General features: G+C 43.2%; 19 protein-coding genes and 3 pseudogenes. 7 read left to right on the top strand and 15 right to left on the bottom strand.

What is annotated here, in order from left to right; all coding sequences use genetic code 11:
• Both SM123_RS02385 and SM123_RS02380 read right to left on the bottom strand, forming a co-directional pair.
• Nucleotides 1–717, bottom strand: a complete 717-nt coding sequence (locus SM123_RS02385) for an ABC transporter ATP-binding protein (protein WP_037608085.1) — start codon at nt 715–717, stop codon at nt 1–3.
• A 172-nt stretch (nt 718–889) separates the two neighbouring features.
• Nucleotides 890–997: pseudogene (locus SM123_RS02380) on the bottom strand (helix-turn-helix domain-containing protein); the annotation flags it as partial.
• A gap of 114 nt (nt 998–1,111) precedes the next feature.
• On the opposite strand from SM123_RS02380, the gene SM123_RS02375 reads away from it, so the two are divergent.
• Nucleotides 1,112–2,257, top strand: coding sequence for a low temperature requirement protein A (locus tag SM123_RS02375; protein ID WP_003008695.1), 1,146 nt, complete (start codon nt 1,112–1,114; stop codon nt 2,255–2,257).
• Nucleotides 2,258–2,294: 37 nt separating this feature from the next.
• Here SM123_RS02375 and SM123_RS02370 read toward each other — a convergent pair whose 3' ends face one another.
• Together SM123_RS02370 and SM123_RS02365 are read right to left on the bottom strand one after the other, a co-directional pair.
• Nucleotides 2,295–3,332: a zinc-binding dehydrogenase gene (locus SM123_RS02370; protein WP_320909752.1), complete on the bottom strand. Its 1,038-nt coding sequence runs from the start codon at nt 3,330–3,332 to the stop codon at nt 2,295–2,297.
• Between the two features lie 78 nt (nt 3,333–3,410).
• Nucleotides 3,411–4,316: a cation diffusion facilitator family transporter gene (locus SM123_RS02365; RefSeq protein ID WP_320909751.1), complete on the bottom strand. Its 906-nt coding sequence runs from the start codon at nt 4,314–4,316 to the stop codon at nt 3,411–3,413.
• Between the two features lie 287 nt (nt 4,317–4,603).
• Here SM123_RS02365 and SM123_RS02360 point away from each other — a divergent pair, with 287 nt between their 5' ends.
• From SM123_RS02360 to SM123_RS02350, 3 genes are read left to right on the top strand one after another with little or no spacing between them, the layout of a single operon-like run.
• Nucleotides 4,604–5,143, top strand: coding sequence for a TetR/AcrR family transcriptional regulator (locus tag SM123_RS02360; protein ID WP_320909750.1), 540 nt, complete (start codon nt 4,604–4,606; stop codon nt 5,141–5,143).
• Between the two features lie 15 nt (nt 5,144–5,158).
• Nucleotides 5,159–5,629 (top strand): HXXEE domain-containing protein, encoded by a 471-nt coding sequence (locus SM123_RS02355; protein ID WP_320909749.1) that lies wholly within the window; start codon nt 5,159–5,161, stop codon nt 5,627–5,629.
• A 34-nt stretch (nt 5,630–5,663) separates the two neighbouring features.
• On the top strand, nt 5,664–5,996 hold the full coding sequence (locus tag SM123_RS02350; RefSeq protein ID WP_070588674.1) for a glucuronide permease: 333 nt from the start codon (nt 5,664–5,666) through the stop codon (nt 5,994–5,996).
• Nucleotides 5,997–6,044: 48 nt separating this feature from the next.
• Here SM123_RS02350 and SM123_RS02345 read toward each other — a convergent pair whose 3' ends face one another.
• Nucleotides 6,045–6,983, bottom strand: coding sequence for an AEC family transporter (locus tag SM123_RS02345; protein ID WP_320909748.1), 939 nt, complete (start codon nt 6,981–6,983; stop codon nt 6,045–6,047).
• 223 nt (nt 6,984–7,206) lie between these two features.
• Between SM123_RS02345 and SM123_RS02340 the strand changes: the two genes are divergently transcribed.
• On the top strand, nt 7,207–7,368 hold the full coding sequence (locus SM123_RS02340; RefSeq protein ID WP_173018768.1) for a hypothetical protein: 162 nt from the start codon (nt 7,207–7,209) through the stop codon (nt 7,366–7,368).
• A gap of 224 nt (nt 7,369–7,592) precedes the next feature.
• Here the strand turns inward: SM123_RS02340 and SM123_RS02335 are convergent, their stop codons facing one another.
• From SM123_RS02335 to SM123_RS02310, 6 genes are all read right to left on the bottom strand, one after another.
• On the bottom strand, nt 7,593–8,393 hold the full coding sequence (locus SM123_RS02335; protein WP_320909747.1) for an energy-coupling factor ABC transporter ATP-binding protein: 801 nt from the start codon (nt 8,391–8,393) through the stop codon (nt 7,593–7,595).
• Complete coding sequence (locus tag SM123_RS02330) at nt 8,380–9,216, bottom strand: ABC transporter ATP-binding protein (RefSeq protein ID WP_320909746.1); 837 nt, start codon at nt 9,214–9,216, stop codon at nt 8,380–8,382. Before SM123_RS02330 ends, SM123_RS02335 begins: the two co-directional genes overlap by 14 nt.
• Nucleotides 9,192–9,983, bottom strand: coding sequence for an energy-coupling factor transporter transmembrane component T (locus tag SM123_RS02325; RefSeq protein WP_320909993.1), 792 nt, complete (start codon nt 9,981–9,983; stop codon nt 9,192–9,194). The genes SM123_RS02330 and SM123_RS02325 overlap by 25 nt, the downstream gene beginning before the upstream one ends.
• Nucleotides 9,983–10,585, bottom strand: coding sequence for an ECF transporter S component (locus SM123_RS02320; protein WP_320909745.1), 603 nt, complete (start codon nt 10,583–10,585; stop codon nt 9,983–9,985). The genes SM123_RS02325 and SM123_RS02320 overlap by 1 nt, the downstream gene beginning before the upstream one ends.
• 332 nt (nt 10,586–10,917) lie before the next feature.
• Nucleotides 10,918–16,317, bottom strand: coding sequence for a Cna B-type domain-containing protein (locus SM123_RS02315; RefSeq protein ID WP_320909744.1), 5,400 nt, complete (start codon nt 16,315–16,317; stop codon nt 10,918–10,920).
• Nucleotides 16,318–16,619: 302 nt separating this feature from the next.
• Entirely contained in the window at nt 16,620–17,675 is a 1,056-nt protein-coding gene (locus SM123_RS02310) for an acyltransferase (RefSeq protein ID WP_320909743.1), read from the bottom strand.
• A 118-nt stretch (nt 17,676–17,793) separates the two neighbouring features.
• On the opposite strand from SM123_RS02310, the gene pabB reads away from it, so the two are divergent.
• A complete protein-coding gene (pabB, locus tag SM123_RS02305) occupies nt 17,794–19,521 on the top strand; it encodes an aminodeoxychorismate synthase component I (protein ID WP_320909742.1) in 1,728 nt (575 codons plus the stop codon).
• On the top strand, nt 19,521–20,135 hold the full coding sequence (locus SM123_RS02300) for an alpha/beta fold hydrolase (protein WP_320909741.1): 615 nt from the start codon (nt 19,521–19,523) through the stop codon (nt 20,133–20,135). Before pabB ends, SM123_RS02300 begins: the two co-directional genes overlap by 1 nt.
• Before the next feature lie 82 nt (nt 20,136–20,217).
• On the opposite strand, the pseudogene rpsD reads toward SM123_RS02300, so the two are convergent.
• The 4 genes and pseudogenes from rpsD to SM123_RS10300 all read right to left on the bottom strand — a co-directional run.
• Nucleotides 20,218–20,828, bottom strand: a pseudogene (gene rpsD / locus SM123_RS02295) (30S ribosomal protein S4).
• 203 nt (nt 20,829–21,031) lie between these two features.
• Complete coding sequence (locus SM123_RS02290; RefSeq protein ID WP_070659528.1) at nt 21,032–22,066, bottom strand: sensor histidine kinase; 1,035 nt, start codon at nt 22,064–22,066, stop codon at nt 21,032–21,034.
• Nucleotides 22,063–22,761 (bottom strand): response regulator transcription factor, encoded by a 699-nt coding sequence (locus SM123_RS02285; RefSeq protein WP_003013273.1) that lies wholly within the window; start codon nt 22,759–22,761, stop codon nt 22,063–22,065. Before SM123_RS02285 ends, SM123_RS02290 begins: the two co-directional genes overlap by 4 nt.
• 123 nt (nt 22,762–22,884) lie before the next feature.
• Nucleotides 22,885–23,001: pseudogene (locus tag SM123_RS10300) on the bottom strand (LPXTG cell wall anchor domain-containing protein); the annotation flags it as partial.
• Between the last annotated feature and the right edge of the window lie 290 nt (nt 23,002–23,291).

Raw genomic sequence — 23,291 nt, 5'->3', positions numbered from 1 at the left:
TTATTCTCCTTCCGCTTTCAAAAAGACTTCTTCAATACTTGAAACACCATAACTTTCCTTGAGATTTTTTGGTGTATCAAAGGCAATGATGTTTCCACCTAACAAGAGGCCAACCTTATCTGTCAGCTCTGCCTCATCCATGACATGGGTGGTAACCAAAATTCCTACACCCTTGTCTCTAAGAGTAATTAATTCCTTCCAGATTTTCTTTCGAAGAGAAGGGTCGATTCCAACTGTCGGTTCGTCCAAAATCAGGAGTTGAGGATTTCCTAAAAGCGCAATCGCCAGCGACAAGCGTCGTTTCATGCCTCCGGAATAACCAGACACAGCCTTATTTAAGTGCTCTGTTAAATCTACCACCTGAGCCACATGGGCAATTTCATCCTTTAAGTCTTTTTTGGAAAGGCCTTTTAGCTGACCGAAAAATTCCAAATTTTCTTGTCCTGACAAAGCCTCATATAAAGCATCAGACTGGGCCATATAGCCAATATCTCCCAGAATATGACGATTGGGCATGGTGTGGTCTAAGACTAAAGCGATACCGCTATCTGCCTTTTCCATTCCTAACATGGTTTTTATCATGGTTGATTTACCAGCACCAGAAGGACCGATTAGACCAATGATTTCCCCAGACTGTAATTCAAAACCAACGTGGTTTAACACAAGTTGTTGACCAAAAGATTTTTGTAAATCTTGTAAATGTAGCAATGTTTTCATCTACTTCCTCCCAGGTGAGTGTTCACTCACTTTTTAATGATAAATCTATTATAGTGAGTGAACACTCACTTGTCAAGTAGAAAATTTCATTTTTTTCAGAAAGATAAAAACACCAGATGAATACATCTGGTGTTGATAATGGAAATTTCTGCTGTTAAGCTTCTGTCTGCATCTACTCGCGATACTCTGAAATAGTCTGTCCGGTCCATTTTTTAAAGGCTCGTGAGAAGGAAGACACTTCGGAGTATCCTAGTAAATAGGCTACATCAACTGTTGTCATGTAATGACAATTTGCGTCACAATGAAATTGATTGGTCTACTCCCCTTCCTTCCATCATATACTGTCATTTTTCTGATATAATAAATTGTTCAAACATCGCAGAAAGGATAACCCATGTCAAATCTTATCAAACACAAACGGGTTGAGTATAGTGAACTCTTTTATGATCTGGTCTTTGTTTACGCTATTTCCAAAACCACTGCCCTTATCCATCATCTTCACCATGGAGTCTTATCATTAGATGCCATCTTTGGTTTCCTGATGACACTTCTGGTTTTGGTCAATTCTTGGATGATTCAGACCGTCTATACCAACCGCTATGGAAAGAATTCCCTTTTCAATATGACCGTCATGTTCATCAATATGGCAATGTTGCTCTTAATCTCAAACATGATTACCAATGACTGGCAGAGCTACTTTCATACCTTCTGCTGGACAGTGGGAACCCTGACCTTAACCCTATTTCTCCAATACTTAGTAGAGTATTTGCGTAAGTCTACTACTCCAGCCAATCGAAAAAGTATCAAGGGCTTTCTTTGGATGACAGGGCTCAGGACCTTGGCTATCTACATAGCTGCACTTCTTCCGATAGATTTTGGTATCTATGTCTATATGCTAGGGATTCTCTTGACCTTCGTCATGCCTATTATCTTAACTCGACATACAAGTCTTTTTCAGATTAATCTCCCCCACCTGATTGAACGCATCTCGCTTTTAGTTATCATCACTTTTGGTGAGATGATTATGGGCCTTGCAGATTTTTTTACACTTGAAAATTTCTCTATCCACTCTATCCTTTACTTTATCATCATGGTCAACCTCTTTATGAATTACTTTGGTAAGTTTGACCATGCCATTGATGAAGAAGGAAAGAATAAGGGAATCTTCCTAATTTATAGTCACTATCCAATTTTCATCGGCTTGATTATGGTGACTGTGTCTATGAGTTTCTTGGTCAATCCAGAAGTCCATCACCATTTTGCGACTGGCTTCTTCTATACGGGTATCGGCCTCTTTCAAGCTGCTATCCTTGCAAATGGCTATTTTAACAAGAGTCACCTCAAGTATGACAAGCTCTATTATGGTTTGCAAGCAGGGATGTTCCTTATCGGACTGGTTCTCTCCCTTCTTTTCTCAGCCAATCCAACCATTGTCATTACCATCGCAACCGTGATGACTTTAGCAATGGAAGTTCACTTTATCCATTTTTATATGACCCGAACCAAGAAATTTTCAAGTCCGGATTGGGAATTGTATTAAAAAATTCTAGTAGATATTTTCTACTAGAATTTTTTCGTTAGTCCAGTACAATCATAGCCTTAATCGTCTTACGTTCATCCATATCTTTATAGGCTTGATCAATCTCATCCAAGCTATAGCTATGAGTAAAGACGCGACCTGGGTTGATGTCGCCATCAAGTACAGCCTTGAGCAAGAACTGCTTGTCATAGGTAGTAACAGAGGCTGCCCCACCTGCCACCGAAATGTTTTGGGCAAAGGTCGAACCAAGGGCACGATTATTGTAATGAGGGACACCGACAAAACCTAAACGCCCACCATTATGAAGCACCCCAAGGGCTTGATCAACAGCTGCTGCGGTACCGACACATTCAAGGGCCGCATCTGCTCCGCCACCAAGGATTTCACGGACCTTGGCAATGCCTTCTTCACCACGCTCAGCCACAACAGCTGTCGCACCTGACTCCAAGGCCATTTGTTGACGGTCTTCGTGGCGACTCATAAGGACGATTTGCGATGCACCACGCATCTTAGCTGCAATGACAGCACATTGGCCAACAGCACCGTCACCAATGACCACGACTTTGTCACCTTTTTGCACATCTGCTACACGCGCCGCATGATAGCCCGTCGGCATGACATCTGCTAGCGTCAAGAAGGATTTAAGCATAGCTTCTGTATAATCAGAAGGTTGCCCTGGAATTTTGACAAGAGCCCAATTGGCAAAGTGGAAACGGATGTACTCTGCTTGAACCCCGTCAGACCAGTTAGTGCCGATATGGCGGTCACACGTCCCATCATAACCTGCACGACAGGCATCACACTCCCCACAGCCATGGGTGAAAGGCGCGATGACAAAGTCTCCTGGTTTGACCGTGGTAATGGCCTCACCGATTTCTTCGACGATCCCAATGGCTTCGTGGCCACTATTTTGATGACCTGCTTCAATATCTGGATTGCGGTAGCTCCATAGATCGGATCCACAAACACAGGTGCGGACGATACGGAGAATAACATCATCTGGTGCTTCAATCTGTGGACACTCCACTTCTACTAGACCCACTTGCCCAGCTTTTGTATAGACTGTTTTCTTCATAGGAACAACCTACTTTCTATTGCTTCCTTATCTATAGTATACACTTTTTCTTAGGCTTCTGCTCATACCAAGTCGTCATTAATGGTGGTGATGATCATGCCCATGATCTTGATCGGTTTCTAACTCCTCAATATTGCGCTTGTGGGCTCGATGAGTTGCTAAGTCTTCATCAACCTCTATAGTAACGTTTTGAAAGCCGCAATCTTTGAGCAAGGTACGAATCGCTTCTTTACAAACCTCCATGTGGTTAACATGCTCCAGACAAACATGGACAATAGCGTTTTTTTCTAAGCCATCCATGGTCCATAGGTTTAGCTGATTGATACTAGCCACATGGTCCAACTGCTCCAAATCACTCTTGACTTGCTGGATATCTACTCCTTCTGGCACGGCATCGAGGAAAATCCTGAGCGTGCTCCAAAAACGTGGAATGGCTTTTGACAGAATAAAGATGGAAATAGCAAGAGATAAGAGCGGATCCAGGATATACCAGTCGGTAAATCGGAGGACAATAGCCATCAGAATGACAGCCACCCAACCCAAGGTATCTTCAAGAAAGTGCAGGCTGAGAATGGATTCGTTCTTGGTTTGCCCTTTGCGAATGACGAGGCTCGCTAGCACATTGATGCTGACGGCTATGATTCCTAGCCAAAGGATGCCCTCATCGTTGACAGGTTGTGGATGAAAGATTTTCGTTATATTTTCCAAAATAACCAGAACGGACCCTGTCATGAGAATCACTGCCGTTACCATGGCCCCTAAAAGGCTAAAGCGCTTGTAGCCCAAGGTATAGCGGCTGTCTTCTTCACGATTGGAAATACTCTCTAGAAAGGCGGAGATCCCAATAGCGATCGCATCTCCCAAGTCATGGACCGAATCCGCAAGGACTGCGCTGGATCCAAAAATCCCTCCTGCAATAAACTCAACAATGGCATAACTCAAATTCAAGAAAAAAGCGATCCAGACCGCATGTTTTGTCTTCATAATCCTTAATCCTCTGTTATAATGGGAGTGGGACAGAATAAATTTTTATAAAAATTTATTCGTATTCCCACCCCCGCAAGGTTGATTAGGTACTCTTTGTAGTGGAGTTAAAGAGCGAAAAAGAGACCAATCAGCTACTGCGTCAAACATTTATTTCTATAGATTTTCTGAGAGATGAGACTACTATCTCTTCCCTTCATGATCTATTATCCACTACTATCAACAGAAAGGATAGGGGCAAACCGTTTAGGGTGTACGTTACTGAACAGTTTGTTCTAGGTGTCCATATGACAGAACAGGATCGTCGTATCACCAAAACTCGAAAAGCTATCTATCAAGCTTTTTTACAATTACTCAACCAAAAAGACTACGAGGCCATCACGGTTCAAGAAATCATTGACTTAGCCGATGTGGGGCGATCAACCTTTTACAGCCATTACGAAAGTAAGGAATTATTGCTAGATGAACTCTGTCAAAAGCTCTTTCACCATCTCTTTGAGCGTGCTGAACACCTCTCACCACAAGACTACCTGGCCCATATCTTCCAGCATTTCAAGAAAAATCAAGACCATGTGACCAGTCTCTTGCTCTCTAAAAACGATTATTTCATCCGGCAACTGCGAAAAGAGCTGGAACACGATGTCTATCCAATGGTAGCAGATGAACTCATCAAGTCCCATCCAACCATCCCTCACTCCTACCTCAAACACCTGGTCGTCAGCCATTTCATCGAAACCCTCAGCTGGTGGTTGAAAAAAGGCAAGTCCTACACCGAACAAGAAGTGACCCAGTTTTATTTGGAGATACTGAAAGTGGGCTCGAACTAGAAGGGAGTATTTTCAATGACCAGCGTGCAATTTTACTTTCTATTTCCATCACTCTTCATGCTTCACGAACTGGAAGAAATCGTTTGGATGCCATCCTTTGTCAAAAAAATATCAATCCAGTATCCAAACAATCGAATCCTATCTTATTACACTCCTTTTGCTTTCAATGCCATTGTCTTGGAGCAATTTCTGATCCTAATGACATCGCTATATCTTAGTTACCAGTTTAACAACTATAGCATTTACGCAAGCATCATAATCGCTTATATCTACCATGTTTTCGGACATCTGATTCAAACAATCGTTATACGAAAATATGTGCCTGGATTGTTGACGGGCATTTTAACGAGTTTGTTTGCTCTTTGCAATCTCAAAAATGAATTTCCAATTAAACTTTATGGTTACTCTCTTTTTACCTTATTGGTTATTATTTTAAATCTTGTAGTATCATTTATGATTCTTCATAAAATCAGTCATAAAAAATAGTACTCAGGCAATCATATCTTAGAAAGGAAACCCTATGTTCTTCCACATTCTTCTCGGCTTTTTTACAGCCTTCTTTGCCCTTGCTTTTGCTCTTCTTCACTTATTGGCTTCTCTTTCTGAAGTTAAAAAAGGGAATCACACTCTAGGAAATACATTTCTCCTCATCGGAAGTAGCCTTGCGACCTTATCTCTCATCCTCTACTTCTTTTTACCGATTGTCGCTCTAGTCCTTTGGCTGATCGGCTGTGGTTTGATTTGCTACGGGGCCTATTGGAATGGGAAACACAAAGGAAACTTCCATCCAGCCCACCATCTGATTCGGACGGGCATCGCTCTGGTCCTCACCATCTTGTTAGCCTTGTTATAAGAAAAGCTCAAGTTTTTTTAAAACTTGAGCTTTTGTAGTTTCTATTTGTTAAGCCATCAACAGCATAAGAATAGGGATCACCACCATGGTTGCAAGGGTCGTCTCTGTCACCATGACGGCTGCATAATCACTATCAGCTCCGTAGAGTCTGGCAACAACCGGCGCATTGGTCATCACAGGCATGGCGGACTGGATGATAAAGACTTGCTTCATCAAGCTTGGAAGAGGCAACCAGTAGACGATGGTCGCCATCAAGAGAGGGGCAACCAGGAAGCGACCTAGTAGAATCAATAGCTGATCTTTTCCCAGAACCAACTGCTTCACACCTACATGAGACACTGACAAACCGATGAATATCATGGATAAAGGGGTTGTTAAATTACCCAGATACTGCAAATCACTGGCTAGAAAGGCTGGCAACTTGATCTGCAGCATCACCAAGACTAGTCCCAAGAGAAAGCCCATGAGTGGCGGAGAAAAGACTTTTTTCAGACTCGTTTTGAGATCAAACCGAGCTTCTCCCTCACCATCCCGCTGGATGAGATAGGTCCCCAAGGTCCAGAAAAAGGTCGTATTACACATGTAATAGATCAAAACATAGGGAATGCTGTCATCCCCAAAGAGGGCCTGGTTGATGGGAAGACCCACAAAAATCGTATTGGAATTAAAAAACATGGAAATAAAGAGGCCACGGCGGTCCTGTCTCACTGCAAAAATTCTAGCTACTGCTGTCGCGATGCCAAGTAAAATAACCATAGACAGGGCAGGAAATCGCAAGGCTGGCAACATTTTTAGAAGGTCAGCTGCCGTGAAGCGCTGTGTGATGGTGTAGAGCATGTAGCAGGGCAGAGCAACTTGAGTGACCAATTTAGCGATCAAGCCACGTGACTTGTCATCGAACCAGCCTTTTTCACCAATGATAAAGCCCACTAAAATCATGCCCAGGATGACGAGAATCCCTGATATGCTCCTCAAAAAGATGTCCATGTTCTCCCCTTTTCTTTTTTAAATTTGAACTAAAAAAAACATTTTTTACAAGTCTCAAAAACTACTCTAGTATATCATAAAAAGAGGTGGGGCAACATGCCCAACCTCATGCATTTTATTAATTGTCACTAATACCCCTTCTTAGCTGCCTTACTCCATTGGTACCAACCAACGAGACTGTTGATAAAGTAAATCAAGAAAAACCAATAAAATGGTGGGGACTATGGCGAAAATAGATGATTCAGTTAAAAAGAAAGTTCCAGAATTGCGATTTAAAGGATTCACGGATGAATGGGAACAGCGTAAGTTGGGAGACAAAGTTCGAATAGTGATGGGACAGTCTCCTAATTCAGAAAATTATACTGATGATCCTAATGGGCGCTAAAAATGCGAAGACCTATGAAGACCTATTTTGTATTAGTCAAACAAAAGATCCAAAAGAAATGGTATATGATTATGACCATGAAATAAAGTAAAACCAAACCGAGTGATCTGAGGAAGCACCCGATGATCATGAAACGTTATTAAACACAAAAGTCACCCATGTGAGTTCTTGCCAGAAGCTGAAGTTAATCCTTCAACCTGGAAAACCCGCAGAGGTGACTTTTTCTATACATCTCGATTTTTCTGGCAATAATCATTAACCGATAAATATGTCTGTGAATCACCCAGCGACTTCGCTATGTCCATAATCCGCGGTGGTAGTAATCCCACTCGCTGGACAAGTTCGTGATCGCTGAACAATTCCCGTGGACTGCCGGCGAAGCCAAACTTCCCGTGTTCCATAACATACACCGACTCAAACTCGGCGGCGACCCAATCCATGTCATGGGTGATGGTCACAACTTGGTGGCCCGAATCAGCCAACTGATGGAAAATTGCGGTCAACTTGCGCCGGCTTTCCCAATCAAGCGACATCATCGGCTCATCAAATAAATAAATCGCCGGATCCACTGCCAAAACTGTGGCAACGCTCAACAGCTTGCGTTCCGACAATGACAGGTCATATGGACTTTCAGCTGTTTTATCATCCAAGCCAACTCTTTTTAGAGCCGCTAAAGCCCGCCTCGTAATCGTGTCGTGGTCATCCATGACCTGCGCGACACTCCACTCCACCTCTCGTTGAACGGTCGGGTTGAAAAGCTGATCGTCAGGATTCTGAAAAGTAATCCCAACCTTCAGTAACTTTTCGACTGGTTTAAGATCATTAAAATTTTCTCCATCGATCTTAATCACACCGGTTTGTGGTGTCAGCAAGCCCGTCAACAATTTGAAGAGCGTTGATTTGCCGGCACCATTTTGGCCGACAATCGCCACCATCGGATCGGCGAAGAGTTTGTCTTCAACATCCAAGCTAAAGGACCGTTCCGGATAAGTGAACGTCAGGTGGTTCAGTTCAATTGTGGACATAACAAACCTCCTTCAGTTCAGCGTCATTCACCGGACACCGGCCATCAGCCAAGCGCCAATCCATTTTTTGAGCAAGTTGCTGGATTGTCGGGGCTGGAATCTGCCAGTCAGCTTCCAAATGATTAAACACCTCACCCGGCCTGCCCTGGGCTACCATTTGACCCTCGTGCAGCACCCACACAACGTCGGCGACTTCGCACAAATCGTCAATTTCACTGGTGACAATGAAGACAGTCGTCTCTTTGACTTGGGCCAGCCATTGGAAAAATTGTCGGCGGCCAAGGGGATCCATCTGACTGGTCGGATCATCCATAATCAAAACAGCCGGGTTAGTCGCAATCGCCGTGGCAATTGCCAACCGCTGGCTCTGACCACCGGAAAGGCTCTCGGGACGCAAATTCAGCTGTTCAATCAGCCCCATTTGCGTGGCAACTTCTTCAACCCGTTTTTGAATCAGTCCTTCAGCCATTCCCTGATTAATCAAGTCAAAGGCGATTTCATCGGCAACCGTGTCTGCCAACCCGCTTAGTTGGCCAGCTGGATTTTGCAGTACAACTCCATTCATGGCATTATAAACGGGCCAATTGTCGGACACTCGCTGGCCAAACATGTGCCAGTCGCCCTCAATCTCAGCAGACACCATTTTGGGAATGACCCCTGCCAGCACACGGCACAATGTCGATTTGCCGGAGTGGCTATTCCCGATAATCCCAACCACCTGGCCGGTATGAACCTCCGCGTTAATCTGACGCAGTTGTGGTTGCTCAGTACCCGGATAACGGGTGGTCAAATTTTCAATTACAATCCGTTTATCATCGTCCATATCTTCCACCCAATCAATAAAATTGCCAATCCAGTCAGACCAATGTGCAGCGTCCGCGACAGGCGATACACGCGCTGGGAGGTTCTGACAGTCCGGTTGGGATTATCAAAACCTCTCAGTTGGAGAGAAATCGACCGCGCCATCGATTGATCCAAGGTCTTAATCACCAATGGAATTAGAACCGGCAGGATTGACTTTAATTTCTGAATCAACGTTTTTTGCGGATTGGTTCCGCGAACTTTTTGTGCCTGCTGGATTTTCCGCATATTGCGCATCATTTCCGGCAAAATATAACACACCGACATCAGAACGTAGACGGTTTTATAAGACAATCCGGACAGTTCCAAATAGGCCGCGTTTTCTGAAATACTCGTGGTCACCATAAAAAAGCCACTGGTCAAAATAATCACCAATACTCGACAACCCAGAGTGGTGGCGTAAATCAGGCCTTCTTTGTAGAACGACACCCCAAGCACAGAAAACAGCACAGTTTGATTCCGACTGTAAAATAACCCTTGGATGATCAGCATGGTGCAAATCATAAACAGGCTGAATCCCAGCGCCTTAAAGATGGTAGAACTCAATTTGGAAAATAACAGTAGCAGTGTTGCGACAAGAATTAATCCGGCCTGAAGCAATAAATTCATACTGGCAAAGCTCAACAACGTCATGTCCAAGATGAACAAGAGCTTAGTAATCGGATCGATCACCTGGTACCACTTGAACTTGACCCGTGGCGCTCCAGAAATCAATGTTTGATCAGTCATCATTTATCACCGCTAAAGAAGTGCACCATCCGCTTCGGCAGCTGACGATAGATGAAGAATGCCAGGTAGGCCACACAGACTTTATCCAAAATATCCAAGACAAACTCATCGGTAAATGATGCCAGCCACTTTGGTGCATGATTGGCAGACATTACCGCAAACAATGAGTCACCCCAAGCGATACCGGTCTGACCACCCCAAAAGATGACGTTGAGTGGCGTTGAAATGACAGCTGAAACGATGGCAATAATAATAGCAGAAACAAATACTCGTCGCGCTGACGAGAACCACCCATTGGCGTGCAAAACTCCGACAGCAATCCCAATTCCGATGCTGGTAATCGCATACACGGTTGAAATTGGCGATAAGGTCAGCCCATAGATCACGTTGTTGATGAAACCACTGATGGCACCGGCAACCGGCCCAGCCAACATGCTGGCAAGAAAGGTTCCCAAAGACCCCAGCCAAACGGGCAACTTTAACCCCTCCGCCAAGGCTTTGGCAACATAGTTAATCCCCACGGCAGCGGGAATCAAAGTCATGGTGGCAGCACTTAACTTAAATTTCCACATACTGGTACGATGAATCGGTTCTGTTTTCATAATCTTCTCCTTTTGTTTTTAAAGAGCCGTGTCTGTTTAGACTTTCGGACGCAACGCTCTATAGATTTTCGATTTGAACCGCTTCTCCTTTCACAGATCCCTTAGTCGACATCAGGGATTTTCTTGAAAATGATTGTTCAACAGTTCACAACTAATCATACTCCGATTTTCATAGAAGTCAAGAATTTTCTGAATTTTTTTTGAAAACGTTCGGGAATTAAAAAATAGAGCAAGCGCCCATGAGAATGATCGCAAGACAATTATAAGAGGCCACTATAAAAAAACAAACACCATCTCTGGTGTTTGTTTCATTTTATAAAGGAAGCACTAGCTTATTTTTTCTTTTTCTTCAAAATATAAGCTGCAATGCTTGCCAAGACAAAGGCTAAAACTAAGCTAATAATAGAGATGGTCGTACCTGTATTTGGTAAGAATCCTAAGATCTTGCCTGGTTTCTTCGGCTCTGGTTGGCTTGGTTTTTTAGGTTCAGGTTGACCCGGTTTCTTTGGTTCAGAAGAACTTGGAGGAGTTGGTTGTTTTGGAGTTTCTTTTGGAACATGCTTGTTAGTAATCACAACATTTCCTTTACGATCCTCGTCATTACGAGCTTCATAGCCCTTTGGAACACTGACTTCTCTCACTGTATAAGTGATGGTGTTTCCATTTGCTTTTTCATCTAAATCTGCAAAGGTATGGGTCCACTTGTTTTCAGCTGACAATTCTACTTCTTGACCGACTTTTTGATCATTGGCATAGAGTTGAACGCGAATACTCTTCGGACGAATTCCATCCTTGTCATTCTCATCATCCCACTTCTTAGTGACCGTGACGCTTGTCTTACCAGGTGCATGGGTATTGGTAATGGTATAAGCAGCCTGATCAATTGTAGTCGTATATTCAGCTACCTTCTCTTCTTGAAGAGTATAGACGATTTCTTTTCCATCCTTGAATTTTGGTAGACCTGTGAAGCTTTCTTTCCAATCTGTCGCATTCGTGAGTTCTTTTTGAGCAACTTTTTCACCATTGGCAAGAAGATTCACCACGATACTTGCTGGACGAAGACCATCTTGATTGTCTTGGTCATTCCAGATCTTGGTCACTGGAATATCGATCACCGCAGGCGTATGCGTATTGGTCAAGATCGTGTGAGCAGCATCAGAGGTATCAGCAGTGACTTGGTAGCCTTCAGGAACAGAGACTTCTTCCACACGGTAGCTGATAGCTTGACCGGCTTTCTTTTCAGCTAATTTACTAAAGGTATGAGTCCACTGATTGTCCGCTGACAACTCAACTGGATCTCCTACTTTTTCATCACCAGCATAGAGTTGAACCTTAATGGATTTTGGACGAAGACCATCTTGGTCATTGGCATCTTCCCATTTCTTCGTAACTTTCATCTCTGTCAAAGCTGGTTCATGCGTATTGGTCAAGACAACATTGGCCTTGTCCTTATCATTTACCGTCACCTTGTAACCATCTGGGACAGCGACTTCTTTCACCGTATAAGTGATTGCTTTTCCAGCTGCCTTGGCATCAAGGTTTTCAAAAGCACCTTTCCAATCATTCGCTGCTGAGAGTTCTACCACTTGATCCGTCGCAAGGCCATCTTTGTATAATTGAACTTGAATGCTGGCTGGACGAAGGCCGTCTTGGTTGTCTCCATCTTCCCACTTCTTGCTCACTTCTACTTTGGTCTTTTCTGGTTCGTGCGTGTTGGTCACGACTACTTGACCTGGGTTAGTTGCTTCGACAGCTTGTGTGTAGCCTTCTGGAACATCGATTTCTTTGACTGTATAGTTGATAAATTGGCCAGCTTTCTTCTCGTCTAGGTTTGAGAAGGTATGGGTCCATTTGTTATCTGCTGACAATTCAACCGCCTTACCAACCTTTTGATCACCAGCATACAATTGAACCTTGATTGTTTTTGGACGAAGGCCATCTTGGTTATTGGCATCCTTCCAGTTTTTCGTAACAGTAAGGCTTGTCTTACCTGGTTTGTAAGTATTGGTAATCGTAGTTCCATCAATCTTAGTAGTGTAATTGTCCACTTTGTCTTCTGTCACTGTGTAGACAACTTTTTGACCATCTTTATAGACGGGTAGGTCTGTGAAGGTATGAGTCCATTCATCTCCTTCACCAGTCAGATCAAGAGCTTGCACCTCTGTTCCATTTGCCAAGAGGTGAACTTTGATGGTAGATGGGCGAAGACCATCTTGGTTTTGTGCATCATCCCAGACTTTCTTGACTGTGATAGTCGTTGTCTCAGGAGTGCGCTTGTTGGTGATGGTGGCTTTTCCATCTGTGAAGCTGGCTTCTTCTGTATCGACCGTATAATGAGTCGGAACTTTCACTTCTTTAACAGTGTAGGTATTGAGCTTGCCATCACTGTCTTTATCTGGAAGATTCGTAAAGTGGGCTTTCCAGTCTGTTGCGGCTGAAACCGTGACTGGTTTTCCTTGAGCTTTGCCATTCTTGTAGAGTTGGAATTCCACACTTGCTGGGCGAAGCCCTTCTTGGTTGTCTTGGTCATCCCAAACTTTTGAAGCTTCAAGATCGAGATACTTGATATCTGCTTCATTAGCGATCTCGACTGGGACTGCTTTTGAGCCAACCGCTTTTCCATCCACCGTGACGTGGTAGATTTGTTTGTCCGCATCATAGGTGACAACCACAACATGTTCTGTTTCATCCAACTTGTAGTTTTCAGGTGCTTTGGTTTCTTTGAGCGTATAGGTTCCTTCTGTTAAGGTGTTAAAGGAAAGTTCCCCTTTTTTATCAGAAGTTGCCGTCGCAACAACCGCACCATTTGCATCAGTTAAGGTAAATTTAGCACCTTCAAGGACTTTCTTAGGATCATCCTTGTCCACCTTCTTGACTTGGAAAGCAGCCGAGAAGATTTGTGCAGTTACGGTGTTAGACTCACGATTTCCTTCGTGACCTTTGGCCTTGTAACCAAATTGGTTATGGGCTTGAACAAGACCGGAACGACCGCCGTTGTCTTCATTATCTTTGGTACGTTTTTGCATCAAAGCCTTGACTTCATCGGTCAATTCACTTGGATTTACAACCGGGACACCAAAACTTGCTTCACCACGCGCAGGAATCGTAGTACCAGCATTTGCAACTAACTTGATTCCTGTTACTTGACTGTAATCAGCCACAGCTGTCGTCCAGATATCCTTGTCAGCAGCTTGCGCCATGGTATCTGTCGTAACGCCTGTATCAGTTGTATAGTAGACCGTCCATCCTTCTGGAGCTGTCACTGGTCCACGAAGGCTGACCGTGTATTCTGTCATCCGACCAGATCCGTCTAGTGTGTTAACGTCTTTTACTTTTGGTAGGACATCATAGACGACTCCGTCTTCTACTGCCTTATCCGTATTATTTTTAATAGTGAGTTTGTAGTTAAAGGTCTCACCTGGTTTGAAGGTACGTGTCACAATCGAAGCGTCTGACAGGTCATCATTTTTAGCGATATATTTGCGTGCATAGATTCCTTCAGCCGCAACAATCGTATAGTTTGATTGAGCATATGGAATTTTATCCGTTGTTGAACCATTTCCGTTCAGATCATACACATCTTCCGTGACCCGATCAGGGTTGGCATTTTCAAGATCGTGGATCCCATTTCCAGCGACATAAACCTTATTGGTGAAGGTCCCACCATCGTCTTTCCCTTTCAGATCGGCCACGATAAATGGTAGACGCACGCGATTAAGATCTTGAAGAGAAGCTTTAATAAACTCTTTTTGATCCAAATGCATGATGAGAGCTGTCCGTCCAGAATTGTGGTAGTTTTCAATGACATCGTAGCTCTTTAAGAATTTCATACCTTTTTCATTAGAGGCAAGGTTTCTCTCAAAATCTTTATAGTCGACTTTAAGGGTATTTGGATCATAAAGATCAATGATTCGCAGGTCTCCATAATCCTTATCAGGATCTAAAACTACTTTGGTTGCCATCAAACCAAAACGAATATTTTCTCCATCAGTATAACGAACATCATTGTAATCCGTCGTTTTTGAAATCTCAAAGCTTTCCTTCAAAGGAATCAGCTTAAAGGTCCAATCTGATGTTTGGTCTTTAGCAAGGTTTGATTGCGTTTGATAAGTGACACGACCTGTATTCTTGAATTCATTCTTGGTCGCATCATTTTCATCGTAACGAGTCTTTTCTGGATCTTTGAAGCTTGTATAGGTATTGAGGCGAATTCCTTGACCAGATTTTAGGACAAAATCATCCTTCATTTCCATCCGCCAACCGACAACGGTTCCATACTTGGTTAAATCAATCAAGCCATTGCCATCTTTATCGGTTTCTGGCTGAATTTCTTTTTGGCTACCATCTTCTAAAGTAAGGGTCAAGCGTTTTACATATTTACTGATATGCTCACCAATACCGTAAATTCCTTCCATAAGACGAGCGTAATCAATCTTGGTGAATTTTAACCGAGAGTCCACTGTCTCATCATAGAAAACAAAATTCTTTTGTGTCGAAGGAGTTTTATTATCAAAAGCGATGATCCATTTATAGTTTGCTGCCTTGTATTCAGTTGAATCATAGACATCACCATCTGCTTTTTTGGCAAAACTTCCAGCCCCTTCCAGGTCACGAGAGGTCAAGCGGAAAATGAGGGAATCTTCAGCTGTAATATCCGGTTCTCCTTCTCCACGATTGGCAGGAATTCCCACAATACTTCCTGAGTTTGTCAAATCCTTACTAAGGACGTCTTTGAGAGTCTGGTCCTTTTCCAAAACTAAATCAGGAAACTTCAAGTAAAGGTAACTTGTATTCTTGATTTTTGCCATGAATTCTTGGTGATAAGCTGCTGGATTACCATTTGCATCTGCTGTAAACGTCTTAGAAACGGTGCCATCTCCATTATCTACCCAGCCTTCAGACTTAGCTGTATCTAAAACTGCTGTCCGGGTATTGCCATTTTTATCTGTATAGGTTGGCAACTTATCGGTAAGCGTTACTGATTCTAATTGACGATATTGTCCCCCATACTGTCCTTGCATTCCCTCCAATTGAAATGCAAATGGAACAGATGATGGGGTTTCAATATAATTTTTTCCGTCAGCCCCTTTGACAACACCAGGCATGGCTTCCGCATAGTCCTTGGACATGGCTTCGTTCAAGTTTTGGTTGATATACTTGGTTAAGCGATAGTCATTGTACTTGGGTTTCCAAATGATATCATTGAGTTTTGCTTCTTGACCATTGATATTCAAGGTACCCGTAATATCCAATGAATAATTGGTCGGTGCATAACCGACTTTAAATTTTCCAATAAATGGTAAAGTCAGGACCTCAGACTTTTGGTAATTGTTAAAGTGAAGTGTGACTTGATAATCATCTCCAACTTTTGTAACCGTTGGTTTGTCATGCTCTGAAGCACTATTGAAGTCAGGGAAACTAACTTCTCGTAAGTACTTTCCAGGAACCTTCAAGGTCACCGTTACTTCATTAATATCCGTTGTCAAATTCTTAGGGGTGATCTGGATATAACCAGACATGGTATCCCCTGTATAATAGGACATTCCACCTGGATGATCTTGTTTATCCCCATACATAAGGGCAACATCCAAGGCCCCATTATCCCCGACTGCTAGCTCATTGGCAAAGGCTGTGATCGCCCCTTGACCAAGCTGGCCTAGCATCATGAAAATTGTTAAAATGGCAAAACCTTTTTTCAAAAAGTCTTTCCATAATGAACGAAGCTTTTTCATGTCTTATCTCCTTTACTTTTGTTAGCCTTCCAAAAGGCCCTCCCTTTAATTTTATCACTTATTTTTTAAAATATCCTTTGCTTTTCAAATTAAATCATCACTATTCAATAATATAGACATTATTTGCAATGATGTCTATATTATAAATCACTATCTGGTACTGATTTCCCCTTTCTTCTATCCAAGGGCAAGAAAATAAAACATTTATAAACAAGGAGGAGCAGTCTGCCAATTCTTATTCTTCCTTGATTTTCTTCATACAAAAAAACTCAAACACATCTGCTTGAGTTTTGTACACCCTACTATTGGTTGGTTATTTTATCTAACTCTTCACCATTTGAAGGAATCTTTTGTTTTTCCCTTCTCTCTCGTACCCACAGCATGGCTAGTCCAAAGAGGTGGCTGCCAAACAAGGCAGTCACAAAAATCAGCTTGCCCCTGTCTGGATAAGAGAGAGGGAGGCTGCTAAAGCCATAGCGAGCCCACTCGATAAAGATCGGATGCGAGAAGTAAAGAGCTATACTCATTTGCTTTAAATACTGTAAATCATAGCTTTTCAAAAAGGACGATCGCAGGCAGGCATTGACAAAATAAACGGTCACAAAGGGAAGAAGAAAGAAAAAGTTCTTATCAATTCCTTCGTGTTGAAAAATGATGATGCCTTCGAGGCAGAGCAAACCAAAGGCAAGTGCTAGCTTTTGCCAACGGTGAATGCTAAAAGTTTGTGCATGAAAATGGTCATACAGATAATAACCCATATAGATAAAAATGGGCGTGTAAAAGAGACCATTTCGCGCTGTAAAAAATAAATTGCTGTAGAGCTGGTAACCCTTAAGAAGACTTGTGGTGTCCAGATAAGCCGAATAGGTCTCGATCAAGCCCCAGCAGTAAAGAAGAAAAGTGATCACCCCCGTCCAAACCATACCTAGGCGTTTGACCAATTGATTGACCAAAAACAAGCCCAGCAAAAAGGCCGGGATATACCAGAGTTGGTAGCACATTCCCAGATAGATCAGTGCGATGAGAACACCTGCTGGAAAAAGATAGATAGGAAGATGGAGACTAGAGAAAAAGAGCCAGGCATAAGGAAGGTAAACAAAACTCCAAAACAAATAGGTTTTTACGATTTTGACCAGATAGGCCTTCATTTTCTGAGAATTCCCTAGGGATTGCTTGAGGAAAAAGCTGGCACAGACGATAAAAAATGGCACCGCTAGCCGGCCGAGCATACTCTTAAGACCAAAATGCAGTGGCTCATAGGAGGTCAAGCGACCACTATGCACCAAAATCACTGCAATCGCAAAGAGGTATTGAAAAAAGCTGATACTAGAGGTGTTATAGAGGGGATTCTTTTGCATGGTCCTACTCCTTGCCCAAAGCAGTTTCTATGGTTATTTTAGCATGAAAGGAAAGGCCAAGCAAGGAATCTTACATCCTTATCTACCTTTTTTCCTCTATTTTTGATATACTCAAAGCATGCATAAACAAACCATCATTGATTTTAAAGAGCTTGGTTTGCGCCACCTTTTCACCAAGCCCATAAAGGAATTAAAAACTAGAAACCTCGACCAGGTAGAGGCTCTTCTTAGAGAAGTCGAAGCCTACCAGAAGCAAGGCTTTTATGCTGTTGGCTATGTCAGCTATGAGGCTGCTCCTGCTTTTGAGAAGAAGTTTGCTGTCCATCCAGCACCTCTTATGGGAGAGTATCTCCTCTATTTTACGATCCACGAGAAGGTCGAAACCCTTCCTTTTCCAGAGGACTATGAAGCTGTGGATCTTCCAGCCAATTGGAAGGAAGAGGTAGAGGCGCCTGCTTATCAAGAAGCCATCAAGACGATCCATCACCATATCCGCCAGGGAGATACCTACCAGGTCAACTACACTGTCCAGCTTTCTCAAGAGCTAAAAGCAGATCCTTTGGCTATATACAATCGCTTGGTGGTAGAGCAGAAAGCCCATTACAATGCCTTCATCCAGCACGATGATGTCTCCATCCTCTCCATCAGCCCTGAACTCTTTTTTGAGCAAGTCGACCGGCTACTGACCACGCGCCCTATGAAGGGAACGACGCGCCGTGGTCTCACTAACCAAAAGGATCTTCAGGAGGCTACTTGGCTAGAAGCCGATCCGAAAAATCGAGCAGAAAACATGATGATCGTCGACCTCCTCCGCAATGACATGAACCGGATTTCGGAGATTGGAAGTGAGCATGTGACCCATCTCTGCCAAGTCGAGCAATACTCCACTGTTTGGCAGATGACCTCGACCATTGAAAGTCGCTTACGAGCTGAAATCGACCTGATCCAAACCTTCCGAGCTCTCTTTCCTTGTGGCTCGATTACAGGAGCACCGAAGATCTCCACTATGGAAATCATCCAAAAGACGGAGAAGTCTCCTCGAGGTGTCTACTGTGGAACGATCGGCATCCTTTTTCCAAAAGGGAAACGGATTTTTAATGTAGCCATCCGGACCCTTCAAATGCAGGGAAATCAAGCCATCTATGGCGTGGGAGGAGGCATCACTTGGGACAGCAAATGGGAAAGTGAATACCAGGAAACCAAGCAAAAATCGGCGGTCCTTTACCGGCAAGAGCCTCGATTTGAGCTCCTGACGACTGGCCGCATCCACCAAGGAGAGTTGACTTTCCTGGAGCAACACCTAACCCGTTTGAGAGAGGCTAGTCGCTACTTTGCCTATCCTTATGATGAACCCAAACTCCTGAAAGAACTTCAAGAAGAACTCGCTCATTTAGATCTCAACCTTGACTATCGTTGTCGGATTGCCTTGCAAAAAAACGGAACCTTCCACATAGAGATCACAGAGCTGACCGACTTGCCCGCTAGCTATCTACAGGCCCAACTGACAGAACAGAAGCTTGATTTAGCGACGCCATTTACTTATTTCAAAACGAGTCAGAGAGACCATCTCAGCCAGTCAAATCACGAGCAAATTTTCCATCTGCCAGACGGAACCTTGCTAGAGACGACGATTGGCAATCTGGTGCTGGAGATAGAGGGACAACTCTATACCCCACCAGCTCACCTCCCCTTACTCGATGGCATTTATCGGCGCCATCTTCTTGAGACCCAGCAGGTGGAAGAAAAACTCTTAACTCTGAACGATTTAACAGACGCTGATCTTATTTATGCCTGCAATGCTCTTCGTGGTCTCTACGAACTCGATTTTCAAAGAAAGGATTCCTGATGAAACTAATTTTTTTACATGGACTAGGGCAAGATGTCCTCTCTTGGCAAGGAGTCCAATTTGCACTTTCACCCTTGCACTCCAAAACTTTTGATATTTTCTCCCATCCAAAAGAAAGCTATCAGGAAGTCAAAGAAAGGTTGATGGAGCGCCTCCAGCAAGAAAGCGAACCCTTTATTCTGGTAGGACTCTCACTAGGTGGCGTGCTCGCTCTTGATCTCTCCAGACAAGACTTCCCGCAACTCAAGGGCTTGGTCCTTGCAGGAACACAATACAAACTCAACACCAATCCCCTCTATCGGCTCCAGATCCTTCTCTTTCGTCTACTTCCCAAGCATGTCTTTGAAAAACAAGATGCCAATAAACAACAGATGCTTCAAATCTTGACCGAATTAAAAGGGCTCAATTTAACCGATACCGCTAAAGCTTGCCCTCTCCCTAGCTTGGTGATTTGTGGTAGCAAAGATTGGGCCAATCAATCTTCTTCAAAAAAATTGGCCAAGCTCCTGCCAAAAGGTCGCTATCAAGAAATCGCAGACGGAGGCCATCTACTCAATACCGAGAAACCCTATGAACTGGCCCAAGCCATCAAGGAGTTTGTCGCTGGATTTTAATCTGAACAAACCCAGAAATCAACGGTTTAAGACAAAACAAAAAGCCCACTGTAGTAGGCTTTTTGCAAGTTTTTTCTTGAAATTAAAGCATTTTGTTGTAGAATTCAACGACAAGTGCTTCGTTGATTTCTGGGTTGATTTCATCACGTTCTGGAAGACGTGTCAATGAACCTTCCAATTTGTCAGCATCGAATGATACGAATGCTGGACGTCCAACTGTAGCTTCAACAGCTTCAAGGATAGCTGGAACTTTAGCTGATTTTTCGCGAACTGAGATCACTTGACCTGGAGTTACGCGGTATGAAGGGATATCAACGCGTTTTCCGTCAACAAGGATGTGACCGTGGTTAACGAATTGACGAGCTTGACGACGAGTAGTCGCAAGTCCAAGACGGTAAACAACGTTATCCAAACGACGTTCCAAAAGAAGCATGAAGTTGAAACCGACAGTTCCTTCTTTAACTTTAGTAGCTTGTACGAACAAGTTACGGAATTGTTTCTCACCAAGTCCGTAAGAGAAACGAAGTTTTTGTTTTTCAGCTAATTGCAAACCGTATTCTGACAATTTTGAACGGTTGTTTGGTCCGTGTTGACCTGTACGTAGTTACGACGTGCCAATTCTTTACCTGTACCTGTAAGTGACAAGCCAAGACGGCGAGATTGTTTCCAAGATGGTCCTGTATAACGTGACATTTAAAATGTCCTCCTATAAAAATAATTTTTGTAGGAAATAACGTTTTAGACAAACCTGATTCGTTCAGAAAGCCTTCGCCCAAACAGCAAAGGTTACTTTTCTAGCTGACTTCCTGTTGACGAGCTTCATTTTGTCCTGCTGTCATTTCGCACAAAGGCTGTTGTACCATGAAAAGCTAGATTTGTAAAGGGATTTTACGGCTTTATTTCAAACTAAGGCTAAATGTAAACTTGCTTCCTAAGCCATACTGACTTTCTGCTGTAATTTCGCCACCAAGCTGATGGGCTAGTTCTCGTGCAATCGCAAGACCTAAGCCATGCCCACCTGTTTTCATATTACGCGAAGTTTCGACACGATAAAGACGTTTGAAAATATTTTCCAAATCCTCTGGGGCAATACCCTGCCCCTCATCGATCACACTGATTGAAAGCTGGCTATCCTCCAGCTTAGCTACCACCTCCAGCTTGGTTCCTGGAGCAGAGTATTTAAAAGCGTTATTAACCAGATTAACCAAGATACGAGAAAGTTTGGCATAATCTCCTTCAATCCGAGCAGACTCAGGAATCACTTGCAAGTGGACATCTCGCTCCTCCTGCTCAATCAAAAATTGAAACTCACTCATGCACTCAATCAAAAGTTGATCCAGAAAAACGCTGTCTTTACTAGTCGTCTCCTCCTGATTTCTAGCTGTATTAAGGGTTAAAAAATTCAACTCTTCAACCAGTTTATTAAGCCGTTCTGTCTGGCGTCCAATGGTTGCTAAATAATGGGCTTGTTCTCCTTCTTTGATAACTCCATCCAAAATTCCTTCTACCGTTGCTTGAATAGAGGTAATGGGGGTCTTGATATCATGCGACAACTGGGCAATCATCAAGCCCTTTTCTCGTTCGCTTTCTTCCAAGGAATCAAAGGTTGCTTGCAAATCATGTGACATTTCATTGAAAGCTTGCCCTAACTGCTGAAATTCTGCAGGCCCTTGAACCTCCAAATTTGCAGGGAAGTCCTTGTCCGCTACTCGCTTGGCGTGTTCCTTAAGTTTGGCCAATGATGTAAAGACAGGCGATAGGAGAAAGAGACTAATCCCAGCACCGACAAAACTTGCGATTAAAGTCATGCCAATCAGAAAATAAATCTCTCTTTCGTCAATTAACATTCGCTGGATGGCCCAAAAGACAACGATAATCGTTAGGAGTGTTGAAATGATATACCCCACTAAAATATAACTTTTTAATTTCATTGACTACCTCGTGCTTTCTCAATCTTGTAGCCCAAGCCCCAGACAGTTTTGATAGTAGGCGTTTCTGCACTGGCATGTTTAGCCAACTCCTGTCGAAGAGCATGAATATGAACATTCAAGGTATTGGTATCATCCACATAGTCTTCTTGCCAGACCTTTTCATAGAGATCTGTCTTAGAGAAAACTCGCTCTGGATTGCTGGCTAAAAGCCATAGAAGTTCGAAGGATTTGACTGTCAAATCAAGCACCACATCTCCGACTTGTACCTCATGGCTAGCATGATTCATCCGTAAATCTCCGAGACTGACGACCTCTGTCTCACCTCCACGATGAAGGCGACGCAAGATATTGTGGACACGCAAAACCAGCTCACGAGGGCTAAAAGGCTTGGCAATAAAGTCATCTGCCCCTAAGCTCAGGCCATAAATCTTGTCCTGCTCACTAGTCTTAGCCGTGATAAAGAGAAAAGGCTGATCTGGAGATTGATACTGAACTTCACTAATCAAATCATAGCCATCCATACGGGGCATCATGATATCTGTAATAATCAAATCAATCGGTTTTCGCTTGAATATTTCTAAGGCCTCTACTCCATCATGAGCTACCAAAACCTGATAACCTGCCTGAACCAGATAGCGTTGATGAATATCTGTGATTTCTACCTCGTCGTCAACGAGTAAAATTGTCTTTCCCATCTGTCTCTCCTTTGAAAAAAACAGTGCTATACCACAATAGTATAACACTATTTTAATCGCTTTACGAACATTCTAATCGCTATCTGGATTTTTCAAATCCTAGATAGAAAGCCTGTAGCTAGACTAGTCATTTTCCTCTTTTTTAGCTTTCAAACCGAGTCCACCTAGCAGTCCAGCCAAGGCGAGTCCAAAGAATCCAATAGTAGCCATTGATGTTTGAGCTTCACCAGTATATGGAAGCATGTCTTTTTGCTCTTTCATTTGACCAGCCATCATTGGACTTGACACCTTGTTATTAGATGCCATCTTGCCTTTATCAGACATTTTGCTTGAGGCTACTGAAGCTTGATCTTGTTTCATGCTTGGTGTTGCCATTTGCTGGCTAGCAGCTGGCATTTGAGATTTCATCTCATCTTGATGAGCACTTGGCATTTGAGCGTTCATATTAGACGCATCTTGATGACTATTCATCATTGGAGCCGGCATAGCTGAACCATTAGAAGATGGGACGAAGCCTGACTGCATCGGAG

Origin of the sequence: Streptococcus sp. S5, from assembly GCF_034134805.1 — a bacterium.
Taxonomy (GTDB): domain Bacteria; phylum Bacillota; class Bacilli; order Lactobacillales; family Streptococcaceae; genus Streptococcus; species Streptococcus lingualis.
This window is presented reverse-complemented; position numbering and strand designations above follow the sequence as displayed.

What these genes read in the sequence shown, in the direction of transcription:
- SM123_RS02385 (WP_037608085.1), bottom strand. Translation starts at nt 717, where the DNA reads ATGAAAACATTGCTACATTTACAAGATTTACAAAAATCTTTTGGTCAA.
- SM123_RS02375 (WP_003008695.1), top strand. Translation starts at nt 1,112, where the DNA reads ATGTCAAATCTTATCAAACACAAACGGGTTGAGTATAGTGAACTCTTT.
- SM123_RS02370 (WP_320909752.1), bottom strand. Translation starts at nt 3,332, where the DNA reads ATGAAGAAAACAGTCTATACAAAAGCTGGGCAAGTGGGTCTAGTAGAA.
- SM123_RS02365 (WP_320909751.1), bottom strand. Translation starts at nt 4,316, where the DNA reads ATGAAGACAAAACATGCGGTCTGGATCGCTTTTTTCTTGAATTTGAGT.
- SM123_RS02360 (WP_320909750.1), top strand. Translation starts at nt 4,604, where the DNA reads ATGACAGAACAGGATCGTCGTATCACCAAAACTCGAAAAGCTATCTAT.
- SM123_RS02355 (WP_320909749.1), top strand. Translation starts at nt 5,159, where the DNA reads ATGACCAGCGTGCAATTTTACTTTCTATTTCCATCACTCTTCATGCTT.
- SM123_RS02350 (WP_070588674.1), top strand. Translation starts at nt 5,664, where the DNA reads ATGTTCTTCCACATTCTTCTCGGCTTTTTTACAGCCTTCTTTGCCCTT.
- SM123_RS02345 (WP_320909748.1), bottom strand. Translation starts at nt 6,983, where the DNA reads ATGGACATCTTTTTGAGGAGCATATCAGGGATTCTCGTCATCCTGGGC.
- SM123_RS02340 (WP_173018768.1), top strand. Translation starts at nt 7,207, where the DNA reads ATGGCGAAAATAGATGATTCAGTTAAAAAGAAAGTTCCAGAATTGCGA.
- SM123_RS02335 (WP_320909747.1), bottom strand. Translation starts at nt 8,393, where the DNA reads ATGTCCACAATTGAACTGAACCACCTGACGTTCACTTATCCGGAACGG.
- SM123_RS02330 (WP_320909746.1), bottom strand. Translation starts at nt 9,216, where the DNA reads ATGGACGATGATAAACGGATTGTAATTGAAAATTTGACCACCCGTTAT.
- SM123_RS02325 (WP_320909993.1), bottom strand. Translation starts at nt 9,983, where the DNA reads ATGACTGATCAAACATTGATTTCTGGAGCGCCACGGGTCAAGTTCAAG.
- SM123_RS02320 (WP_320909745.1), bottom strand. Translation starts at nt 10,585, where the DNA reads ATGAAAACAGAACCGATTCATCGTACCAGTATGTGGAAATTTAAGTTA.
- SM123_RS02315 (WP_320909744.1), bottom strand. Translation starts at nt 16,317, where the DNA reads ATGAAAAAGCTTCGTTCATTATGGAAAGACTTTTTGAAAAAAGGTTTT.
- SM123_RS02310 (WP_320909743.1), bottom strand. Translation starts at nt 17,675, where the DNA reads ATGCAAAAGAATCCCCTCTATAACACCTCTAGTATCAGCTTTTTTCAA.
- pabB (WP_320909742.1), top strand. Translation starts at nt 17,794, where the DNA reads ATGCATAAACAAACCATCATTGATTTTAAAGAGCTTGGTTTGCGCCAC.
- SM123_RS02300 (WP_320909741.1), top strand. Translation starts at nt 19,521, where the DNA reads ATGAAACTAATTTTTTTACATGGACTAGGGCAAGATGTCCTCTCTTGG.
- SM123_RS02290 (WP_070659528.1), bottom strand. Translation starts at nt 22,066, where the DNA reads ATGAAATTAAAAAGTTATATTTTAGTGGGGTATATCATTTCAACACTC.
- SM123_RS02285 (WP_003013273.1), bottom strand. Translation starts at nt 22,761, where the DNA reads ATGGGAAAGACAATTTTACTCGTTGACGACGAGGTAGAAATCACAGAT.